Origin of the sequence: Endozoicomonas sp. YOMI1 (assembly GCF_024606345.1) — a bacterium.
GTDB lineage: Bacteria > Pseudomonadota > Gammaproteobacteria > Pseudomonadales > Endozoicomonadaceae > Endozoicomonas.
Window position 1 is genome coordinate 1 of sequence record NZ_JAHHPM010000111.1, and the last position, 17,242, is coordinate 17,242.

Genomic DNA, 17,242 nt, shown 5'->3' on the forward strand with positions numbered 1-17,242 from the left:
GGAAGGTTCTGAGAGCGATCTTAGAACCCTCGCCCGATAGGGCGGGGAGTGTCAGATTATTTTCCCTGCATAGGTCTTGAGCCTTAGCTTTAATTTCCTCAAGCTCCTTAGTTTTTTCGGACCATTGTTCTTGCTCTCCAGGCTTGATAACAGTGAATCCCGTTCGCCACCCCTCAGGATGCGCAGTGACAATATAGCCAAATGACTTGGCAAACTTCGCATCGGGGGACATTGGCTTAACTTCATTATCAGTTTTTGGGTTAAAGTTACCGTCCGCAACAGCATTTAAATACCGGTTTATAGCAAAGTAAGATGGCATAGGATCCATTAGATTCCTCCCTCTTTAAACATTATTTTTATTCAAAAAAATTAATGAAAATCCTATTTTTTGACAACACTGCTTGTAAATAGTTCCAATATCTGCTCAACCAGGCAGAGCTAGTTATTTCATGACCAACACAGTTAAAAGCGTATTCTTACACCTCCTGTTTAACCCCTGCCCAGCTGGAGCCTGTTAATGTCCCGCAAGTCAAACCCCAAGCATCCTGAATCACGAGCTAACACCGGCCCTTCCCATACCGGTGGTGGTCAGCTGCGGATTATTGCGGGTGAATGGCGAAGCCGTAAGTTACCCGTAGCCAATGTACCTGGCTTGCGCCCCACATCAGATCGGGTAAGAGAGACGGTATTTAACTGGCTGACCATGATGACACCGGGAGCCAGGGTTCTGGATGTATTCAGTGGTACCGGTGCACTGTCCATGGAAGCGCTTTCCCGGGGCGCATCTTCAGCTGTGCTGCTGGAAAAAAGTCCGGTTGCCGCAACAACGTTGAAGAGCAACCTTGCACTGTTAAGAGCCGAGCGCGCCAGAGTGGTTGAGTGCGATAGCCTTACCTGGTTAAACCAACCAGCTGAAACCGGTTTTGACCTGATTTTCCTGGACCCACCTTTTCGGATGAACCTACTGGAGCCTGCTTGCCAGCTGCTTGAAAGCAATGGTTACCTGAATGAGAACAGCCTAATTTACATTGAGGCAGAGAAAGAGCTGAACCCTTTGCCAACCCCGGAGCACTGGCAGCTGGAAAAGAGCAAAACCGCTGGGCAAGTGAGCTTCAGCCTTTGGTCTCGCATAAAAAAACAATAACAACCAACGTCTCACATATGGACTTACCGAAATGATATCAGTAATCTGTGCGCGGCTGATCTTTATCAAATCCCAGAACGAACCTGAAAACTCTAAGGAGCAGTTCCCCATGAAACAACCCGTACGAATTGCGGTCACAGGTGCAGCTGGCAACATCAGCTACTCTCTGCTGTTCAAAATCGCTGCCGGTGAAATGCTGGGACCTGATCAGCCGGTGATTCTGCAACTGGTTGAGATCCCACAGGCTATGGACAAACTTCGTGGCGTTGCCATGGAGCTGGAAGACTGCGCCTTCCCACTGGTTCACGGTATCAGTTTGCACGACAATCCGTTTGATGGTTTCCGTGGCATCCATTACGCCATGCTGGTCGGTGCCCGCCCCCGTTCCAAGGGCATGGAGCGCGCAGACCTGCTGGAAGCCAATGCCGTTATCTTTGCCGAACAGGGCAAGGCCCTGAACGAAGTGGCTAACCGTGACGTTAAAGCCCTGGTGGTGGGCAACCCGGCAAACACCAACTGTCTGATATTGTCCCGCAATGCGCCAGACCTGGCACCATCCCAGTTCTGCGCCATGACCCGACTGGACCACAACCGTGCACAGGGCATCCTGGGGAACAAACTGGGTGTTAATCCTGCCGATATCGAAGGCGTCTGCGTGTGGGGCAACCACTCCCCAACCATGTACCCTGATCTGCACCACGCCCAGGTACTGGGTGATGAAGCCGCCATCAATATGATCGATGAGCAATGGTACAAGGAAGAATACACCCCTCGTATCCAAAAGCGTGGCGCCGAAATCATTGAGTGGCGAGGCCTCTCCAGTGCCGCCTCCGCCGCACAGGCCGCTCTTGACCACATGCACGATTGGGCCCTGGGCAGCGATGGCCGCATCGTGTCCATGGGTATTATTTCCGATGGCAGCTACGGTGTTGCCAAAGGCATCTACTACTCTTTCCCTGTCGTCTGTGAATTTGGCAGCTACCAGATTGTTCATAACCTTCACATTAACGACTACGGTCAGTCAATGATGAAGAAAACCGAACAGGAACTGCTGGAAGAAAAAGCAGCGGTAGACCATTTGCTGCCTGAAGAAACCGCCGCTTCCCAAGAAGCACTGAGAACCTCCAGCCGCAGTGGCCAGACTGAGTTTGATGCAGGCATTGATACCGGCGAGTCATACTACAAGGCTGACCGTATCTGTTAAGCAGTCCGCCTGATCAGTTGAAACAAAAAAATACAGGAAAGGCTCTATGTGAGCCTTTCTTTTTGCCCACAATGTCATCAACAAAGAATCAACAGAAGGAAACTGAAACAGACAATACGCTCTTCTCTGTAGCGACATTTCTGTCTGCTACAAAACAAAAATAGTCGTATATATCAGATCTCAAGGGGAGAAAAGTAAGCCTGTTCCAGCGCTTTGAAGGAATCCATGGCTTCGGACGTAATGAACCCCCGATCCATAATCAGAACCTGATAGATGATTCTGTTGAGCATCCCCCGTGAGGGCTCGCCATTTTTACCATTCAACACACCGTGAACCAATTCATGCCAATTGCTCAGAACCATAAATGTATTCAGGGCAAGCGCTTCAATTTCTTCATGGCCGGCTTCCATAAGACCTGATGTAATGAGCCCTCGGAATACCTGCTCAATCATCGTGATACAGAGGATGGCAAACTCTCTGTACATGACTTGCAGCTCATCGCTCCGGGCTACAGCCCCATGCAGATCCCGGAATATAAAACGGTATTGCCACATAATGGCCAGCAACGCTTCCAGATACTGCTGCTTGTCTTCAAGCGTGATGCCCCTCCCTGCTGGCAGAACAATGTCGGCAGTCAACGTTTGCTGAAAACCTTCAAACAGCGCGAGGATAATCTCGTCTTTATTGCGAAAGTAGTAATAAAGGTTTCCCGGAGAGATACCCATGTGGCTGGCAATATGGTTAGTCGTCACTGCTCTTTCACCCTGCTCATTAAACAGTTCCATGGCAGTATTGAGAATCTTGTCGCGCGTTTTCACAGACATATAAAACAGTTTTACCGTATCCCCATCGCGAAATAAAAAGACTGTTCGCAATAATAAGCAATTGACGTTTTAGAGTAATTACTCTAAAAATAACATAAACACCATAGTACAGCTATTAAGTACCATGAAGAGTCTGCGTCAGAGATTTAGGTATGTATACACCCAACCAACAAACGTGGGCAGCCCTCTCGAAACGCAGTCTTAAGAAATAAAACAAACCATTAGCACCCAAGAGGGAAACAACCATGACCGCTGCAGAACCCATTATGTCCGGGCACAGGAAAGTGACCCGGCAAATCCCACCCCCTCTGGAAGATCTTCTTGCTGCCCAGAAGAAAGCCTTTCTACAAGACCCTAACCCCAGCTATCAGGAACGGGTTGCCCGCCTGAAGGCCCTTAAGAAAGCATTGCTGAGCAATAAAGATGCATTACTATCCGCTTTGGATGAAGATTTTGGCGGCCGATCCAGAAGTGAGTCATCACTGACTGAAATCATACCGAACCTGGGCAATATCCACTACACGATCAAGCAGCTTAAAAAATGGATGAAACCCAGCAAGCGAAAGCTGAGCCCTCAGTTATTACCTGCCTCGGCAAAAGTAGTGTACCAGCCATTGGGAGTCGTCGGGATTGTGGTGCCCTTCAACTACCCACTGTTCCTGTCTCTAAGCCCATTGCTGACAATTCTTGCCGCCGGCAACCGGGCCATGATCAAGATGTCGGAATTCACACCAAAAACCTCTGAACTGGTGGCCCGAATTATTGAGCAAACATTTCCTGCTGACCTGGTCACCGTCATTTGTGGAGATGCGGAAGTGGCAACCGAGTTTACCGGCCTTCACTTTGACCACATGATTTTCACCGGTTCGACAACGGTCGGTCGCCATGTCATGGGAGCCGCTGCAAAAAACCTGACCCCGGTAACCCTGGAGCTGGGTGGTAAATCACCGGTTATTGTGGATAACGACTTCCCGATTCAGGAAGCGGCGGAAAGAGTCTGCTACGCAAAAGCCCTGAACGCCGGTCAAACCTGCGTAGCACCGGACTATATTCTGGTGAAAAACGACCAGAAGGCAGCCTTTATTGAGCACTACCTGAACGCCTTTCGAAAAATGTACCCAACGGTAAACGGAAATAATGATTACACCTCGATCATCAATGACCGCCACCACCAGCGATTATTAAAATTACTGGATGACGCCAAAGTGCAGGGCGCAACCATCCACACTCCGGGCAATGAGGAAGTTAACGACGGAAGCCGCCGGATTCCCATTCACTTAATTGAGAATCCAACTGACAGTATGGGCATTATGCAGGAAGAAATTTTTGGCCCGCTGCTTCCTGTCATCGGAATCGATAGCCTTGATGAAGCCATTCAGTTTGTCCAGCAACGACCAAGGCCTCTGGCACTCTATTACTTCGGTTCTGATACAGAAAATCAGGACGCCGTATTGGCTCAGACCCACTCTGGCGGTGCCTGTATTAATGAGTGTTTGTTACACGTCGCTGTTGAAGATATGCCGTTTGGCGGCATTGGACCATCAGGCATGGGGCACTACCATGGCTATGAGGGCTTCCTGACATTCTCCAAGGCTAAGGCGGTGTTAACCAAAGGCAAGCTGAACAGCACCAAAATGATCTACCCCCCTTATGGTGGCTGGCTGCAGAAAAAAATGCTGGGTTTCCTTTCCGGAGGTAAATAAACCCTGCCACTTTCAGGCTCCTGATTGACTTCAGGGGCCACTCAACCAAAGGCTTTGGGTGTCTCTTGCCATTAACCCTGGCGATTCCAGGGCAATCCAGCGTCATAGCTGAATAAACGAAGAGCTCCTCATAACCTCTACATTAAACGCTATAAAACGCTGATCATTTGAACCCTTTTGACTATTTCGTTAACATGCCCTTTTACTAAAAAGGTCGCCATATTCGCAGATCAGTCAATGACGTCAACGGGAAGTCTGTCCAGAAAATTACAAGACAGTTTTCTGGTAAACAGCAGAACTCCTGAATTTTTTTGTATCTCTGATCTGTTGGTTGGATTTGTGGCCGGAGAGTCATTTTTAATGATCAAGGTAATCTATCCTGGTACGTTTGACCCTATCACCAAGGGTCATATGGACCTTGTTGAAAGAGCGGCCAAGCTGTTTGATACCATTGTTATTGCCGTTGCTGAAAGCCCCAAGAAAAAGCCACTGTTCGATCTGGAAACCAGGGTCAACCTGGCCAAAGAATCAACAGCTTATTTGCCAAATGTTCAGGTAACCGGTTTCAGCTCTCTGCTTGCCAGCTTTGTGGAAGAGCAGCAGGCCCAGGTTATTCTCCGGGGGTTAAGAGCCGTTTCTGACTTTGAATATGAATTTCAGATGGCCAATATGAACCGGGTACTGGCGCCAAAAGTGGAAAGTCTTTTTTTAACACCTGCAGAGCAATACTCCTATATTTCCTCTACACTGGTTCGGGAAATAGCCTCCCTGGATGGGGATATTTCCAAGTTTGTATCGCCATGTGTGCAGAAAGCACTGACAGATAAGTTCAACGGAAACTGAGACACTGTCCGTCATTATTCGTTGTTACATGCTGAAAAGTAGCTACTTATCAGGCGGATTTCAATCCCAAAGGTCACCTATGGCTTTAATGATTACTGACGATTGCATTAACTGCGACGTCTGCGAACCGGAATGCCCGAATAGCGCTATTTCTCCCGGGGAAGAAATTTACGAAATTGACCCTCTACTGTGCACGGAGTGTGTTGGCCATTATGATGAACCTCAGTGCCAACAGGTGTGCCCGGTAGACTGTATTCCGAAGAATCCGGACTGCGAAGAAACTCAGGATGAGCTGATGGAAAAGTATCTTATCATCGTAGCTGCCTGAAAAGGGCTGCCTGAAAAGGGCTGCCTGAAAAGGGCTGCCTGAAAATGAGCCGCAAACGTATCGTTACATTTGCGGCATCCAGCTTCAGACTCTACCCATCAAGCAACGAGATTATCCATTGCTTCCTCTGCATCATGGATTGACAGCCCCTTGATATCATCTCCCATGTTAAGCCCTTCCGCATAAACAAACTCAACATCCTGGATGCCGATAAAGCCAAGCAAAGTAGCGAACAAGAGCGGTTTGCACGAGATCAGCAAGCTGCAACGTCAGCTGGGTATCGAGCTGCTGGAGATTCAGGGCCAAAAAGCGGAATTGACTGGAGCGGGGCTGAGAAGAGCCCAGAGACTGCTTAAAGAAGCAGAAGCATTGGAATAAAGTGGCAGCCATCCTCAGGGAGTTCTGCCATGGTGCCACTTATCAGAGTTTCTCAGAATCAACTTAGACGGATAAGATCCAGAAACTTTCCATCATCACTGTAGGTAATTTCAAAACGACCATAAATTCCCTCTCTGGTGACAAATTTCAGCATGATGTCGTAGGGAATACTCATACTCTGACCAGATTCAGTGCGAACTCTTACGGATTGCTTCTGCCCTTTATAGAACTGAAGGACCTGCTCAGAATTGAGTTTTACGGAGAACACAGCCTTATGCATTGCTCAAACCTTGTGTTTCTTATTAAGACTAATCGTTAAAAGAAGGCATCTCTCAGTTTAGCAATCTTCTATCACAAAGGTTATAGAACAAGGCTAAATTACGGTAAATATTCTAATAAGTGGACTATCCAAATTCATCAACAATGTCACTGAAATCAACAAATTAGTAGTTTTCAGAAACAAAATAGCTTTTGAGGCTAAATCCCGGCAGCCATTTTTCCTGATAAGCCGGGTACCTGCCGGTAACAGGTACCCGGCTGAAATCCATGACAGCCGAAAAACCAGGCAGTTATTGCCCGGGAGGCGGAGGCATCAACCCTTCAGGAAAATCCATATTGTTGGGTATTTGCATCTGCTGCATGACCTGGTTGATGGATTCCCGAATACTATCGATCATCGCTTTGTAGCCGACATCAAAGCCCCGGTAAAAAGCCAGCTCTGTGCTCCTCAAATCACCGGATGGCTGAACAATGGCAGGCTGTTTACCCTCAGGGTTCTCACCACCAAAAAACGCTTCCATGGAGGTAGGAACCGTTAAGGCAACACGCCCTCCGGTCATATAACCATTAATGAACCGTCCCCTGACAAAAGGATTGTTATCACTGCCAGAGCCTGAGCTCCGAAAAGCATCGGCAGCTTCGCACCAGCGATCTTTGTACTCACTCATCAAGTCTGCTGAAGCACAGTTGTACTGGACAATACCCATTGACTCCATAACGGCAAAATAGCCATCACGATAGCCCATATCATAGGGTGTTTCAGATGGGCTATCGATATCATCATCAAGGCTTAACCGACTATCCGCTGCCTGGCTGGCCAATGAGTACCCCTCACGGAAACCTTTGAGATAAACCAGAAAATCGTCAGAACTGTTAGATTGACCACGCTGTTCGAACTGATCTTTTGCTTCACACCATGTCTGCTCAAGCAGACTGGTTTTGTCTGGATTATTACAGGTATAGGACTCAGCCCCTTGATCGACACTGGACATGTCCTCATAAACCACCGTTGTGACCTCTGGACACTCATGGGCTTTATTACAGCCCTGCAGACCAATCAGGATTGCAACCACTGGCAATACTGCCGCCAGAAAATATTTCCGCATTTAATTACTCCTTCAAAGAAACTGATGAACTTGTTATTCAATACAGTTTTGACGGGACTGATTAAATATAGTTCAGTTTTTTTTTAGATTTCCTTGGAAGCGCTTGATTTTATTAACTTCTTGATAAGACTTTTATCCTTTGGAGGTCAATTCCATGACTTGCTCTATTGTTTCCGGGAAAACGGCCATTACTATCAGTAACGGACTGAATACATTTACGTTTGCCATCAAAAGTCAGCAGCAAACGGCCAACGATTAGCGACTGGCTACACTCCCCGTGGGGATATAGGTTCAAAGTTCATTCCTCCCCGTTCTCTGGCACACAAATAATCCCAGTCATCTGGCAATGATTGCTCAAGTAAAATCAGCCACTGATCCAGTGAGCACCGCCCCGCGCACCCCGGTACCGCAAAAGGTTGATGATTCAATGACAGGGCAATTTCCGGACGACCATCATTCCAGTTAAGCTGGACGCCAAAGTGTGTTGCATAATCAACCATTTTGTCAGATGGCGCACCCAGCATGGTCATGATCGCCAATAAGTTACTGTCACTGGCGGAGTAAAGCGTCCATCGCTGACAGGATTGGCAACTGCCTTTTTCTTGCAGACACTGCTGCACACGTTTGAAATCTCTGATCATCGCTTTTGCTAAAGGTGCGCCAATAAGCTGGGCAATTTCATAATTAGCAACAATTCGGCTCACAATCCAATTTAATAATTCCTCCAGTTCCACAGCCTTCTGATTTGAAATACCTTCGGGCATTGGTAGCTGATGAATTCTATGTATGGCAATTTGATCGATCAGGGGAAGAAAAGAATAGAGATCACAATTACCTTCACTCTCACCCAGTTCAAGCCAGAAAGCCAGCTGATCACGGTGTTGTTCTTTTTTTCTTAACCAATCCGCACTTTTTTCAAGTGCCTGAACTCGGTGAAGATACCCCGGACATAATCTTTGCGCAGAAAAAAGATCATCATGGGCCAAAGGTGACGCATAAACCGGAGGAACCTGAATGCCCCCCGGCAAGCCTGTTTTACCAGCCTGCTCAGGATAAAAACCCTGCAACAAGGCACTGGCGCTCTGAATAGTACGATCCAGACCTTTGGCAAAATGTTGACTGACTTTTGGTGACCAGGAGTCAGGGATGGTTTCAGAAAAATAGTATCTTCGGATTTTCTTTCCCAAAAGGTACTCCTGCTCAAGGCCTGCTGCCGTTAACTGCCCGGGACCCATTGGCCAGTATTTTGCCATTTCCCCAAGATCTCTGGGAGAACGGTCGCCATGCCTGACAAGGCTGATAAGGTAATCAGCGGGTGTAGCTACTGCCAGCTCGATATCCGCTGCATCAGAACGAATAGATAGCGAGCACATGGCAAATACTGCATAGAAGACCAGGCATTTTTTTTTAACATCAGGCGTGATGACAACAGGATTCGACCAACGGGTATTTTTTCTATCAGGCATAAGGAATGACTTGCGATCAAAATTGCAAAAGCCAAAAGTCATCACCTTGTTTAGACAATGCCCAAGAAGCGTCTGAAGTTTCATATCCTGCCTGCTTGATAACCACATCCAGCAGACAGGATAGAAAAAAATTGAGGGACTGGTTGAAATTTACTGAATAAACTCAGGAATATCGTTTGATAACCCGGTGGCCTGACCCACAATCATGTCCTTAATGAAAGGCAATCGATTGGTCAAAGTGAGCCCGGTATTCCTTATCCAGCGAATACCAGGGTCATTGGCTCCGAACAGGTTTTGAAAGCCAGTCATGGCCGCCATCATCAACGCATTATGCCCGATGCGACGACGCTGATAGCGATCCAGAACGTGCGGTGCAAAATAGTCATCACCGCGACCGGCCGCTTTGATCAACTCATCCGCAAGCACTGCCATATCCATAAACCCAAGATTCACCCCCTGCCCCGCCAGAGGATGAATGGTATGAGCAGCATCGCCCACCAGAACCACGCCTTGTCGATGATACTGCCGGGCATGCCGTTGACGCAGTGGGTAGCGGAACCGTTTATCAACCTTAAGAAGGTTACCCGCCCGATGCTCAAAAGCTCTCTCCAGTTCCTGGCAAAAAGCGTCGTCACTGAGGGCATCTATCCGGTCTGCCTCTGCCGGTAAAAGAGACCAGACAATTGAGCAATAATGCCGTTCCCCCTGACTTTGCAGGGGTAGAAATGCCAATGGGCCGGAATCCAGGAACACCTGTCTCGCTGAGTGATGATGAAAAAGCTCGGTCTCCACGGTGGTGACCAGCGCATGATGCTTATAGTCCTTCTGGTTTGCCGGAATGCCAGATAATTGTCGTAAACGTGACTCGGCACCATCCGCAGCCACCAGCAGAGGAGCGCAAAGCACTTCACCATTTTTCAGGACTATTTCACCGCCCTGACCGGAAAGCGTGTATTCAAGTGTTGTCTGTTGATCAAAACGTCGAACGGTTGAACGGGCCAGCTGTTGCAAAAGTGCGCTGCGAATCACTTCATTTTCGACAATGTAGCCAAGCGTTTTTGCGTCAAACTCAACTTCTCCTGTGCCCTCACCATCCCAGACGGTCATGTGAGTGTAAGGACAGGCCCGCTGGTTAACGATGCCTTCCCAAGCGTCCAGATAATCAAGCAGTTTTACCGATGCTTCCGTCAAGGCACTGACCCTGGGCTGCCATGGATCGTCTGGCGAGAACGAGCCGGGCTGCAATGTCTGCTGATCAACCAGTGCCGTCTGCATGCCAGATCGGGCAAGCGCCAGGGCCAGAGAGGCACCCACCATACCTCCCCCGACAATAATGACATCAATTGTCTGCATTTCTGTTCCCTATTCCCCAGATTCAAGAACGTTACGGGAGACTGTCCGGGCATAGACAGCCTCCCGGCGGTTTATAATCCCATTGCCCTTCGGGTAAATTTTGACTTCACCGGATGACAATAATCCAGCGCCACCAATCCCAGGTTCCGAGACAGTACCGATGCAGTATCAGTACGTGAGAAAAGACGCACCAGGCCATCACAAAAATGGCTGGTCAGACTCTGGTCACTCAACTGGTGTTGCCAGTATTCCTGTAACCGGCCAAGATCGCCTACGGGTATTTCTCTTGCCAACGAGTGCGAGATATTGTCAGCCAGAGCCACGGTATCACGAATAGAAAGGTTATAACCCTGACCTGCGACTGGATGTATAGCGTGGGCAGCATTACCCAGAATAACCAGCCCCGGCCTTACCTGCTCTTTGGCTATACGCATGGTGAGTGGATATCTGTCCCGCTTACCCACGGCAATAAAACGCCCGGCCCGATAGCCAAACCGCTGTTGCAATAACGCCAGAAAATCACTTTCTGCCAGATGATAAACCTTATCTGCTTCCTTATCCGGTACCGTCCAAACCAGCCCTGCCCGGTGCGCAAAATGGTGATCACCGGTTAAAGGAAGCAGTGCCATCGGACCTTGACCGGCAAAGCGCTCCCAGGCCATACCGTTATGAGGGCGGTCAAGGGCAATATTGGCAATGATCCCCTGCTGATAATAGTCACACTGCTCCAGCCTTATACCCAGCTGATTCATCAATCCTGAACGGCCACCATCAGCCAGAACAACCAGCGAGGCGGAAATCTCTGCGTGCTTGAGCTGAACCTTCATACCTCCGGGGACAGCACTCAGGCTTTCCACCACATCAGGACTGAACATGGTCACCTTGTCCTGCTTCTGAAACCCCCGTAACCGTTGCAAAAGCACATCACCCAGCACATGATTTTTGACGACATACCCCAGTGCCGGGACACCTTCATCAGCAGCCCGCAAGCGCGAAACCCCAAAACGGCCCTGATCAGAAACATGAACATCAGTAATGGCTTGAGCCTGATCCACAAGATCTGGCCACAGTCCAAGCTGTTGGTAAATACAACAGGTTCCCCAGGACAGCGCCGAGGCACGGGCATCAAAACTCGGCGGAATATCTCTCGGCTGACTCAGGTCGTGGGTTTCCACCATCGCCAGCCTCAACCCCTGCTTTATGACCACTTTTTCCAATGCACAGACCAGACTGGCTCCAACCAGCCCGGCGCCAATCACCAAAACATCGAAATCCATCTTGTTTGCAGAATTATTCACGTCTCAGCCACCACCATGATCTTGTGGAACTCTGTTTTTATGCTTAGTGCAGGGTTTTGTTAACGCCTTGTTGGCCAGAACTTCCATCATCGCCGGAAAGCTCTGGCAAACCACAAACCTCGGCATAGACATTCAGCCAGGCCAAACGAACAAACTCACTCACTTCAACATACAGTTTTTCAGATTCCTCGCTCTCTTCTGCGGTTTCTATCAGGCTGATTTCGGCAAAGTCCCTAAGTACTTCTTCCACCATCTCACTGACCTGACGACTTTCCAGCCCTTGGCCAAAGCCAGAGATAAACGACTGGCACCATATTCCAAGTGACTGTGTCCTCTGCCCAAGCGCTTCATCATCATCAGGGAGTAAGAGTGTTGCCGCCAGGCTTCCGGAGTTAAGCTCATTCTGAGTATGCAGATATAACTGGCTTAATAACTGCCTCGCAGATTCATTAATCGATTTATCGCCCATCTGCTCAGCAAGCTGTTCCAACCACTGCTCAACGCCCGGATGGACACCGGCTGAGAACAGGCCACATAAGTAGCCATGAATCTCTGATGGGTGTGTTTGCTCTGCCAGATGGCTGGCGAGTTCATCAAAAGATACGGGGGCAGGTATATCGCCAGACTGAGGAGGGTGAATCGTCATGATATAGGACCATCAAAATTACTGAGTAAACTTGACTGGGATTCTAACAGACTTCCCGGGCAAACTTGTCAGTCAAATGCCTTAACCCGGATATTTCATAAACGTGCTCCCGTAAAGAAAGTGTCTATCCTGATAAGTCCACTCTGCCCGGAATACTGCCATGTCAGAGCCTTTGTACGAAAGAAATCAACTGGGTGTTGGTTTTACGTTTCACAACCCGGTTATCTATCTGGATCGCTGGCTAAACAGCTGGAAAGACGATAAACCACTTCTGGACATCGGCTGTGGCCACGGAGTCAATACTCACGCTGCCCTGATGCATGGAGCACAGGTCATAGCCACTGACATGGATAAACCAGACCTGTCCAAATGGCTGAATGACTTGCCAGAGACTCAACAGAAAGCGGTCACCTGCAGAGCAGCAAAACTGCCAGAGAACATCCCTTTTGCCGATAATGCCTTCTGCGGAATTCTCTGCGCTGAAGTTTTTCATTTTCTGGCCAATGAAGAAGTCACGCCATCCATTAATGAACTTTACCGAATTCTTGAACCAGGGGGCACACTTCTGCTTACCTGTTGTTCCTGTGACGTTGATGTGCTGAAAACTACTGGCCTGAGTAGAGAGATACGAGACGGTGTAAGACAATCGCCATTAACTGTTTCCGGTCAGCGGGATTATCTCAACCTTCTGGCACAGGCGGCAAAAGCATTTAACTGTCCGAAAATAACCGATCCGGTTTTGGCTGCCCATAAAATTAATATCCCCGGAAGAGACTTTTGTTTTTTTGCGCCCGAACAACTGGCGGTATTAATGAAAAATGCCGGATTTATTATCGAAGTATGCGAACAGGGTGAAGCTCCCCATTACCCGGTATGGAGTCATGGTGATCAGGATCAAATACGGATTATTGCCAAAAAACCTGTATGATTTGCCGTTTTTAACGAACGCCTATTAATCAACCTTTCAAGCCTGAGCTGAAAGTCCTGAGGTAACTATGATTAGTCAGATCAACTAAATTATTTCCCCCTCAGTTTGCAGGCATTGAGTCTTATTCCCTCTTCTGCGAAGGTCAGTTTGATCCATTGGTACAAAGTATTATCCGACGAATTAAAAATAAAACGTTGTCAACCATTAAGTCATTGTTCTGAATTTCTCCAGAGGCTATAGTAACCCTAATAACCGAGCATTCAGGGAAGCTATGAAAGAATCCGATTTCATTGCCCTCGATCAGAAAATCAACTATCTGGTTGCCCTTTGTCAGAAGCTGACCACTGAAAACAGGCAACTTCGACAGCAGGAGCAGTCCTGGGTAGCTGAAAAAGCGAAGTTGATGGAAAAAAATGACGTTGCACGTACTAAAGTAGAAGCGATGATCCAGCGTCTCAGGTCTCTGGAGCATGAGTCATGACGGATAATTCATCAGTGACATCCGTTCATATTCTGGACAAGGAATACCGTGTTGCCTGTCCCAAAGAGAATCAGGAGGCACTGTATACCGCTGCCCGCTACCTGAACGAAAAAATGCATGAAATCCGCTCTTCAGGCAAAGTTGTCGGTATTGAGCGAATAGCGATGATGGCGGCGCTGAATATCAGCTACGAGTTAATGCAGAGCCGTCGTCAGAATGAAGATGAAAAACAGGACACCCAGGAGCATATTGACCAACTGCTGGGTAAACTGGATCAGGCACTGGCAGCCGTCGAGCGTTGATCTGATAACGTTTTGTGATGTTTACGAAAACCAAAAGCTGAAAAAACTTGCAGACATCTCATCAATAGTCGATATAATGCCGCAGAAACCTCCCTGGCCTGTTCGCCAGTCATCATACGTCCCGAGCCGATAATACTACCCAGGGGGCTCCTGGCAGGTGCTGGAGTGCAGGTCCGCCTTGTAGCGGAAAGCCCGATTCACCTCAGCAGCCCCCACCGTGACCGTTACGGCCACGGGCAAACATGGCAGCGGCAGGGTGGGGAGGTTTCAAACATACCCTCTCACTCGTTACATATCCCTTTATTATCAGTTTTTACAAGTCAAATCAGGCTGTGCAGAGTGAAATTAAGAGTATTCTTGTACCAACTACCCAAAACACTTCCAGACCAGAACAACCCACACCAGCCTTAATCAATAAGACCGACTGGCAAATCAAGAGCGTCTGGAAGCCGTTTGTATGGACTTATCGTTGTAACCAGGGCACTCCTGCGGATCAAGGTAGTATTGCTCTTTCAATCGGCAAAGTACCTACGGACTCAGCCGTATATTAAGCCATGCAAATGCTGATTGAGAGACTGGCTCTTTTGAACTCTTCTGAGTAGCCGCCCCCTGTTTAGGTTGCTAAATTCAGGAGAGGCGACAACTATGCTGGCACAGGGAGATAACGGTAAACCAGCTGTAAAAATGGTTACACCAAAACAGTCTGACAAAAAATAAGTCCCAATGAGTCCACTGCGAAGGCCTTCACTATGAACAGCGTATCAGCAACCACCAACACGACTCTGCCAGTAACGACATAAAAGCCACTCTATCGGGCGATGTTGTCCGCCTGACCATTTACGGTGAGCTGTTTGGTGGTGCATTTCCCGGGCTACCCTCCCCGCCTGACGTCATCACCCCCGTTCAAGAGGGCATCTACTACCACCCCGACCTGAACTACATGGCTTTTGGGGCCACAGTGATGCTGCAACCGCCCGCAGATCAAACCGGTGGCAGACAGGCAGATAAAGCAGTTACCAAGGTAGAGCTGGACTTTCTTCCTACCATGGAGATGTTGAAAAGTTGCGGCTTTTTCACGGCTGAAGCCATACATCTGGGGTCATTCACCGACTGCTGTAACTTTGATATCAACTTCACCACCACCATTCCTGGTAGACTCGGCGTTGACCTGAAGGCAAGAAAGAAGATTGCTGCTACAAATTTGGCCGAAGGCATTGTCTGCCGCACCAATATTGTCCAGATGGTGCCTGTAACCGGCCACAAACCTGACGATCATTGCATGTTCAAACGCAAACGTGATGACTTTGCCAGCTACTGTAGTGCCAACGCACAAGGCATTGCCTGTGGGCAGAACCGCTCTCTGGTCAGCAGCGACAAAGAGTCGTTTTTGCACTACATCGATAACATCGTCCGCTCTCGCCTGGTCTGCGATGCGCTGTCAAAGACAGGCAAGCCCGTCACGAAAAATTACAAGACCAACAATCGACTCTGCCAAATAGCCTCTGACCTGATACTTGCTGATGTTAAAGAGGAGGTGAGCACTATGACGTTTTCTTCGACAAGTGGTGCTTCCGGCAAAAAACCGGTAAAAGCTCATAAGACTGGTGCACGAAATACCACCGTCAGCGGAGATCGTCTGCTAGTGCGTTACCTGGACGACATTGAGCGAATAATTGCTAATGCCGTGCGAGACAAGGCAAGCAAGTGAATTCTCTGCAACAATGGCGGGTAGCAAACAACAATGGGATCTTTTACGAATTATGGCTCTCAAATTGGCACTACTGAGGGCAACCACTATCAGGCAGCAGTTCAAAGCTCTCATTCCTGAACGCGTGCGGGTTGTTGCCTCCATTACCGCCAATAACGGCCATAGCACCAGTCAGTCAGAGCTTCGGGATGGTTCGGTGATTACCGTTAAGAGGGAGTCGTTAGGTGCTGGGGAAAAGGCATTTATTCAGGATGGGGAGATCAAAAGTAATGCGCCTGATCTGGCGCAGTATGAGGTGGAGGTATAAGACGATCAGATCAAGAATCAATACCCGCCCCCCGGTTTCCGGAAACTCCTTTTACTCAGGTCAATCCCCGGGAAAGCAACCTGTGCTTTCATGTCACCTTTGTTATGCTTAGTGTTATATTCGATCGCAGCTCTGGAAGCCCGATTTCAGCCTCCCCAGTACTCAAAGAAGCATACCCTGACGATAATAGTTATTACTATCTTTCATTAAGGTTCATAACTGTAACTTGATTTATCGTCTTTGTAAGTGCTCAAAAACCACGGGTATGAGGCAAAATTTCCCGTAGTCGTCTACATTTCTTACCCATGACTTTTCCCTTTGATATTCCAGACGATCCAAAATATGAACTAGGAGGTTGCTCATGGTGTGCCTTCCGATCTTCCCCTCCATAGCGATGGTGCCGGACAATTCGATGTATTTACCCGTTCAGGTTGCTGGCTCCATGCGGCAAGGCCGTTGGAGCGGTTCATCCCGGTCAACTCGGAGCAGGTTGAGGAGCAACATCAGCTACTTTGCAGGTTCTGGCAACTCTACCCGGAGTTGAAAGCCTTCAAGAAAAAGCCTGAATCCTATAAAGCAGACGCCATTCGCAAAGGGTTTCGTGATCTGGTGCAAACCCCGGCGAAGTGCTCGGAGCTGCCAGAGATACTGGACGACCCGCGACTCCCTCTGCACAATAATCTGAGCGAAAGTCAGATACGGGAACACGTCAAACGGCGAAAAACAGCGGCAGGACTCGTAGCGAAGCAGGACGGCAAAGCCGCGACACATTTGCCAGCCTGAAAAAAACGTGTCGCCTTCATGGTATTTCTTTCTGGGAATACCTGAAAGACAGGTTGAATGGTATTGGTTTCATTCCAAGACTCTGCAGTCTGATAAAACAGACCGCCAGTGGCTTGATGCTCATCCGCAGTTCAATGACTGGGTTTATGAAGACTTGAATT

General features: G+C 48.5%; 21 protein-coding genes and 1 other RNA gene. 13 read left to right on the forward strand and 9 right to left on the reverse strand.

Annotated features, from left to right (window positions below; translation table 11 throughout):
• Nucleotides 1-328: hypothetical protein (locus KDK15_RS04010; protein WP_257294075.1), on the reverse strand; the 328-nt coding region annotated here is incomplete at its 3' end.
• 189 nt (nt 329-517) lie between these two features.
• Between KDK15_RS04010 and rsmD the strand changes: the two genes are divergently transcribed.
• A complete protein-coding gene (rsmD, locus tag KDK15_RS04015; RefSeq protein ID WP_257294076.1) occupies nt 518-1,144 on the forward strand; it encodes a 16S rRNA (guanine(966)-N(2))-methyltransferase RsmD in 627 nt (208 codons plus the stop codon).
• Between the two features lie 109 nt (nt 1,145-1,253).
• Nucleotides 1,254-2,348: a malate dehydrogenase gene (locus KDK15_RS04020; RefSeq protein ID WP_257294077.1), complete on the forward strand. Its 1,095-nt coding sequence runs from the start codon at nt 1,254-1,256 to the stop codon at nt 2,346-2,348.
• A gap of 173 nt (nt 2,349-2,521) precedes the next feature.
• Here the strand turns inward: KDK15_RS04020 and KDK15_RS04025 are convergent, their stop codons facing one another.
• Nucleotides 2,522-3,172, reverse strand: a complete 651-nt coding sequence (locus KDK15_RS04025; RefSeq protein ID WP_257294078.1) for a TetR/AcrR family transcriptional regulator — start codon at nt 3,170-3,172, stop codon at nt 2,522-2,524.
• A gap of 245 nt (nt 3,173-3,417) precedes the next feature.
• On the opposite strand from KDK15_RS04025, the gene KDK15_RS04030 reads away from it, so the two are divergent.
• The 3 genes from KDK15_RS04030 to KDK15_RS04040 all read left to right on the forward strand — a co-directional run bounded on the left by KDK15_RS04030 (nt 3,418) and on the right by KDK15_RS04040 (nt 6,046).
• Nucleotides 3,418-4,875: a coniferyl aldehyde dehydrogenase gene (locus tag KDK15_RS04030; RefSeq protein ID WP_257294079.1), complete on the forward strand. Its 1,458-nt coding sequence runs from the start codon at nt 3,418-3,420 to the stop codon at nt 4,873-4,875.
• A gap of 360 nt (nt 4,876-5,235) precedes the next feature.
• Entirely contained in the window at nt 5,236-5,718 is a 483-nt protein-coding gene (coaD, locus tag KDK15_RS04035) for a pantetheine-phosphate adenylyltransferase (protein ID WP_257294080.1), read from the forward strand.
• Between the two features lie 79 nt (nt 5,719-5,797).
• On the forward strand, nt 5,798-6,046 hold the full coding sequence (locus tag KDK15_RS04040) for a YfhL family 4Fe-4S dicluster ferredoxin (protein ID WP_257294081.1): 249 nt from the start codon (nt 5,798-5,800) through the stop codon (nt 6,044-6,046).
• 98 nt (nt 6,047-6,144) lie between these two features.
• Here KDK15_RS04040 and KDK15_RS04045 read toward each other — a convergent pair whose 3' ends face one another.
• The gene (locus KDK15_RS04045; RefSeq protein ID WP_257294082.1) at nt 6,145-6,282 is read right to left on the reverse strand and encodes a hypothetical protein; all 138 of its coding nucleotides are present in this window, start codon (nt 6,280-6,282) and stop codon (nt 6,145-6,147) included.
• A 7-nt stretch (nt 6,283-6,289) separates the two neighbouring features.
• Here KDK15_RS04045 and KDK15_RS04050 point away from each other — a divergent pair, with 7 nt between their 5' ends.
• Nucleotides 6,290-6,424, forward strand: a complete 135-nt coding sequence (locus tag KDK15_RS04050; RefSeq protein WP_257294083.1) for a hypothetical protein — start codon at nt 6,290-6,292, stop codon at nt 6,422-6,424.
• A 58-nt stretch (nt 6,425-6,482) separates the two neighbouring features.
• Here the strand turns inward: KDK15_RS04050 and KDK15_RS04055 are convergent, their stop codons facing one another.
• The 6 genes from KDK15_RS04055 to KDK15_RS04080 all read right to left on the reverse strand — a co-directional run bounded on the left by KDK15_RS04055 (nt 6,483) and on the right by KDK15_RS04080 (nt 12,572).
• The gene (locus tag KDK15_RS04055) at nt 6,483-6,704 is read right to left on the reverse strand and encodes a DUF2835 domain-containing protein (RefSeq protein ID WP_257294084.1); all 222 of its coding nucleotides are present in this window, start codon (nt 6,702-6,704) and stop codon (nt 6,483-6,485) included.
• A 289-nt stretch (nt 6,705-6,993) separates the two neighbouring features.
• Nucleotides 6,994-7,809, reverse strand: a complete 816-nt coding sequence (locus KDK15_RS04060; protein ID WP_257294085.1) for a hypothetical protein — start codon at nt 7,807-7,809, stop codon at nt 6,994-6,996.
• Nucleotides 7,810-8,075: 266 nt separating this feature from the next.
• Complete coding sequence (locus tag KDK15_RS04065; RefSeq protein ID WP_257294086.1) at nt 8,076-9,359, reverse strand: histidine phosphatase family protein; 1,284 nt, start codon at nt 9,357-9,359, stop codon at nt 8,076-8,078.
• Between the two features lie 66 nt (nt 9,360-9,425).
• Entirely contained in the window at nt 9,426-10,628 is a 1,203-nt protein-coding gene (locus tag KDK15_RS04070) for an FAD-dependent oxidoreductase (protein ID WP_257294087.1), read from the reverse strand.
• Between the two features lie 71 nt (nt 10,629-10,699).
• Nucleotides 10,700-11,926: a 2-octaprenyl-6-methoxyphenyl hydroxylase gene (gene ubiH / locus KDK15_RS04075; RefSeq protein WP_257294088.1), complete on the reverse strand. Its 1,227-nt coding sequence runs from the start codon at nt 11,924-11,926 to the stop codon at nt 10,700-10,702.
• Between the two features lie 43 nt (nt 11,927-11,969).
• A complete protein-coding gene (locus tag KDK15_RS04080) occupies nt 11,970-12,572 on the reverse strand; it encodes a UPF0149 family protein (protein ID WP_257294089.1) in 603 nt (200 codons plus the stop codon).
• A 160-nt stretch (nt 12,573-12,732) separates the two neighbouring features.
• On the opposite strand from KDK15_RS04080, the gene KDK15_RS04085 reads away from it, so the two are divergent.
• From KDK15_RS04085 to KDK15_RS04115, 7 genes are all read left to right on the forward strand, one after another.
• The gene (locus KDK15_RS04085; RefSeq protein WP_257294090.1) at nt 12,733-13,500 is read left to right on the forward strand and encodes a class I SAM-dependent methyltransferase; all 768 of its coding nucleotides are present in this window, start codon (nt 12,733-12,735) and stop codon (nt 13,498-13,500) included.
• A 271-nt stretch (nt 13,501-13,771) separates the two neighbouring features.
• On the forward strand, nt 13,772-13,981 hold the full coding sequence (locus KDK15_RS04090; RefSeq protein WP_257294091.1) for a TIGR02449 family protein: 210 nt from the start codon (nt 13,772-13,774) through the stop codon (nt 13,979-13,981).
• Nucleotides 13,978-14,283 (forward strand): cell division protein ZapA, encoded by a 306-nt coding sequence (locus KDK15_RS04095; RefSeq protein ID WP_257294092.1) that lies wholly within the window; start codon nt 13,978-13,980, stop codon nt 14,281-14,283. The genes KDK15_RS04090 and KDK15_RS04095 overlap by 4 nt, the downstream gene beginning before the upstream one ends.
• A gap of 87 nt (nt 14,284-14,370) precedes the next feature.
• Nucleotides 14,371-14,550: non-coding RNA, 6S RNA (ssrS, locus tag KDK15_RS04100), on the forward strand.
• Between the two features lie 694 nt (nt 14,551-15,244).
• A complete protein-coding gene (locus KDK15_RS04105) occupies nt 15,245-15,991 on the forward strand; it encodes a hypothetical protein (protein ID WP_257294093.1) in 747 nt (248 codons plus the stop codon).
• Between the two features lie 52 nt (nt 15,992-16,043).
• Complete coding sequence (locus KDK15_RS04110) at nt 16,044-16,298, forward strand: hypothetical protein (RefSeq protein WP_257294094.1); 255 nt, start codon at nt 16,044-16,046, stop codon at nt 16,296-16,298.
• Between the two features lie 366 nt (nt 16,299-16,664).
• Nucleotides 16,665-17,081, forward strand: coding sequence for a hypothetical protein (locus KDK15_RS04115; RefSeq protein ID WP_257294095.1), 417 nt, complete (start codon nt 16,665-16,667; stop codon nt 17,079-17,081).
• The last annotated feature ends 161 nt before the right edge of the window (nt 17,082-17,242 follow it).

Bases quoted from the DNA above. Each gene is read 5' to 3' on its own strand.
- KDK15_RS04070 (WP_257294087.1), bottom strand. From the start codon at position 10,628: ATGCAGACAATTGATGTCATTATTGTCGGGGGAGGTATGGTGGGTGCC.
- KDK15_RS04110 (WP_257294094.1), top strand. From the start codon at position 16,044: ATGGCTCTCAAATTGGCACTACTGAGGGCAACCACTATCAGGCAGCAG.
- KDK15_RS04085 (WP_257294090.1), top strand. From the start codon at position 12,733: ATGTCAGAGCCTTTGTACGAAAGAAATCAACTGGGTGTTGGTTTTACG.
- KDK15_RS04090 (WP_257294091.1), top strand. From the start codon at position 13,772: ATGAAAGAATCCGATTTCATTGCCCTCGATCAGAAAATCAACTATCTG.
- KDK15_RS04080 (WP_257294089.1), bottom strand. From the start codon at position 12,572: ATGACGATTCACCCTCCTCAGTCTGGCGATATACCTGCCCCCGTATCT.
- KDK15_RS04095 (WP_257294092.1), top strand. From the start codon at position 13,978: ATGACGGATAATTCATCAGTGACATCCGTTCATATTCTGGACAAGGAA.
- KDK15_RS04025 (WP_257294078.1), bottom strand. From the start codon at position 3,172: ATGTCTGTGAAAACGCGCGACAAGATTCTCAATACTGCCATGGAACTG.
- KDK15_RS04040 (WP_257294081.1), top strand. From the start codon at position 5,798: ATGGCTTTAATGATTACTGACGATTGCATTAACTGCGACGTCTGCGAA.
- KDK15_RS04020 (WP_257294077.1), top strand. From the start codon at position 1,254: ATGAAACAACCCGTACGAATTGCGGTCACAGGTGCAGCTGGCAACATC.
- KDK15_RS04105 (WP_257294093.1), top strand. From the start codon at position 15,245: ATGCTGCAACCGCCCGCAGATCAAACCGGTGGCAGACAGGCAGATAAA.
- KDK15_RS04060 (WP_257294085.1), bottom strand. From the start codon at position 7,809: ATGCGGAAATATTTTCTGGCGGCAGTATTGCCAGTGGTTGCAATCCTG.
- KDK15_RS04065 (WP_257294086.1), bottom strand. From the start codon at position 9,359: ATGAAACTTCAGACGCTTCTTGGGCATTGTCTAAACAAGGTGATGACT.
- rsmD (WP_257294076.1), top strand. From the start codon at position 518: ATGTCCCGCAAGTCAAACCCCAAGCATCCTGAATCACGAGCTAACACC.
- KDK15_RS04055 (WP_257294084.1), bottom strand. From the start codon at position 6,704: ATGCATAAGGCTGTGTTCTCCGTAAAACTCAATTCTGAGCAGGTCCTT.
- coaD (WP_257294080.1), top strand. From the start codon at position 5,236: ATGATCAAGGTAATCTATCCTGGTACGTTTGACCCTATCACCAAGGGT.
- KDK15_RS04030 (WP_257294079.1), top strand. From the start codon at position 3,418: ATGACCGCTGCAGAACCCATTATGTCCGGGCACAGGAAAGTGACCCGG.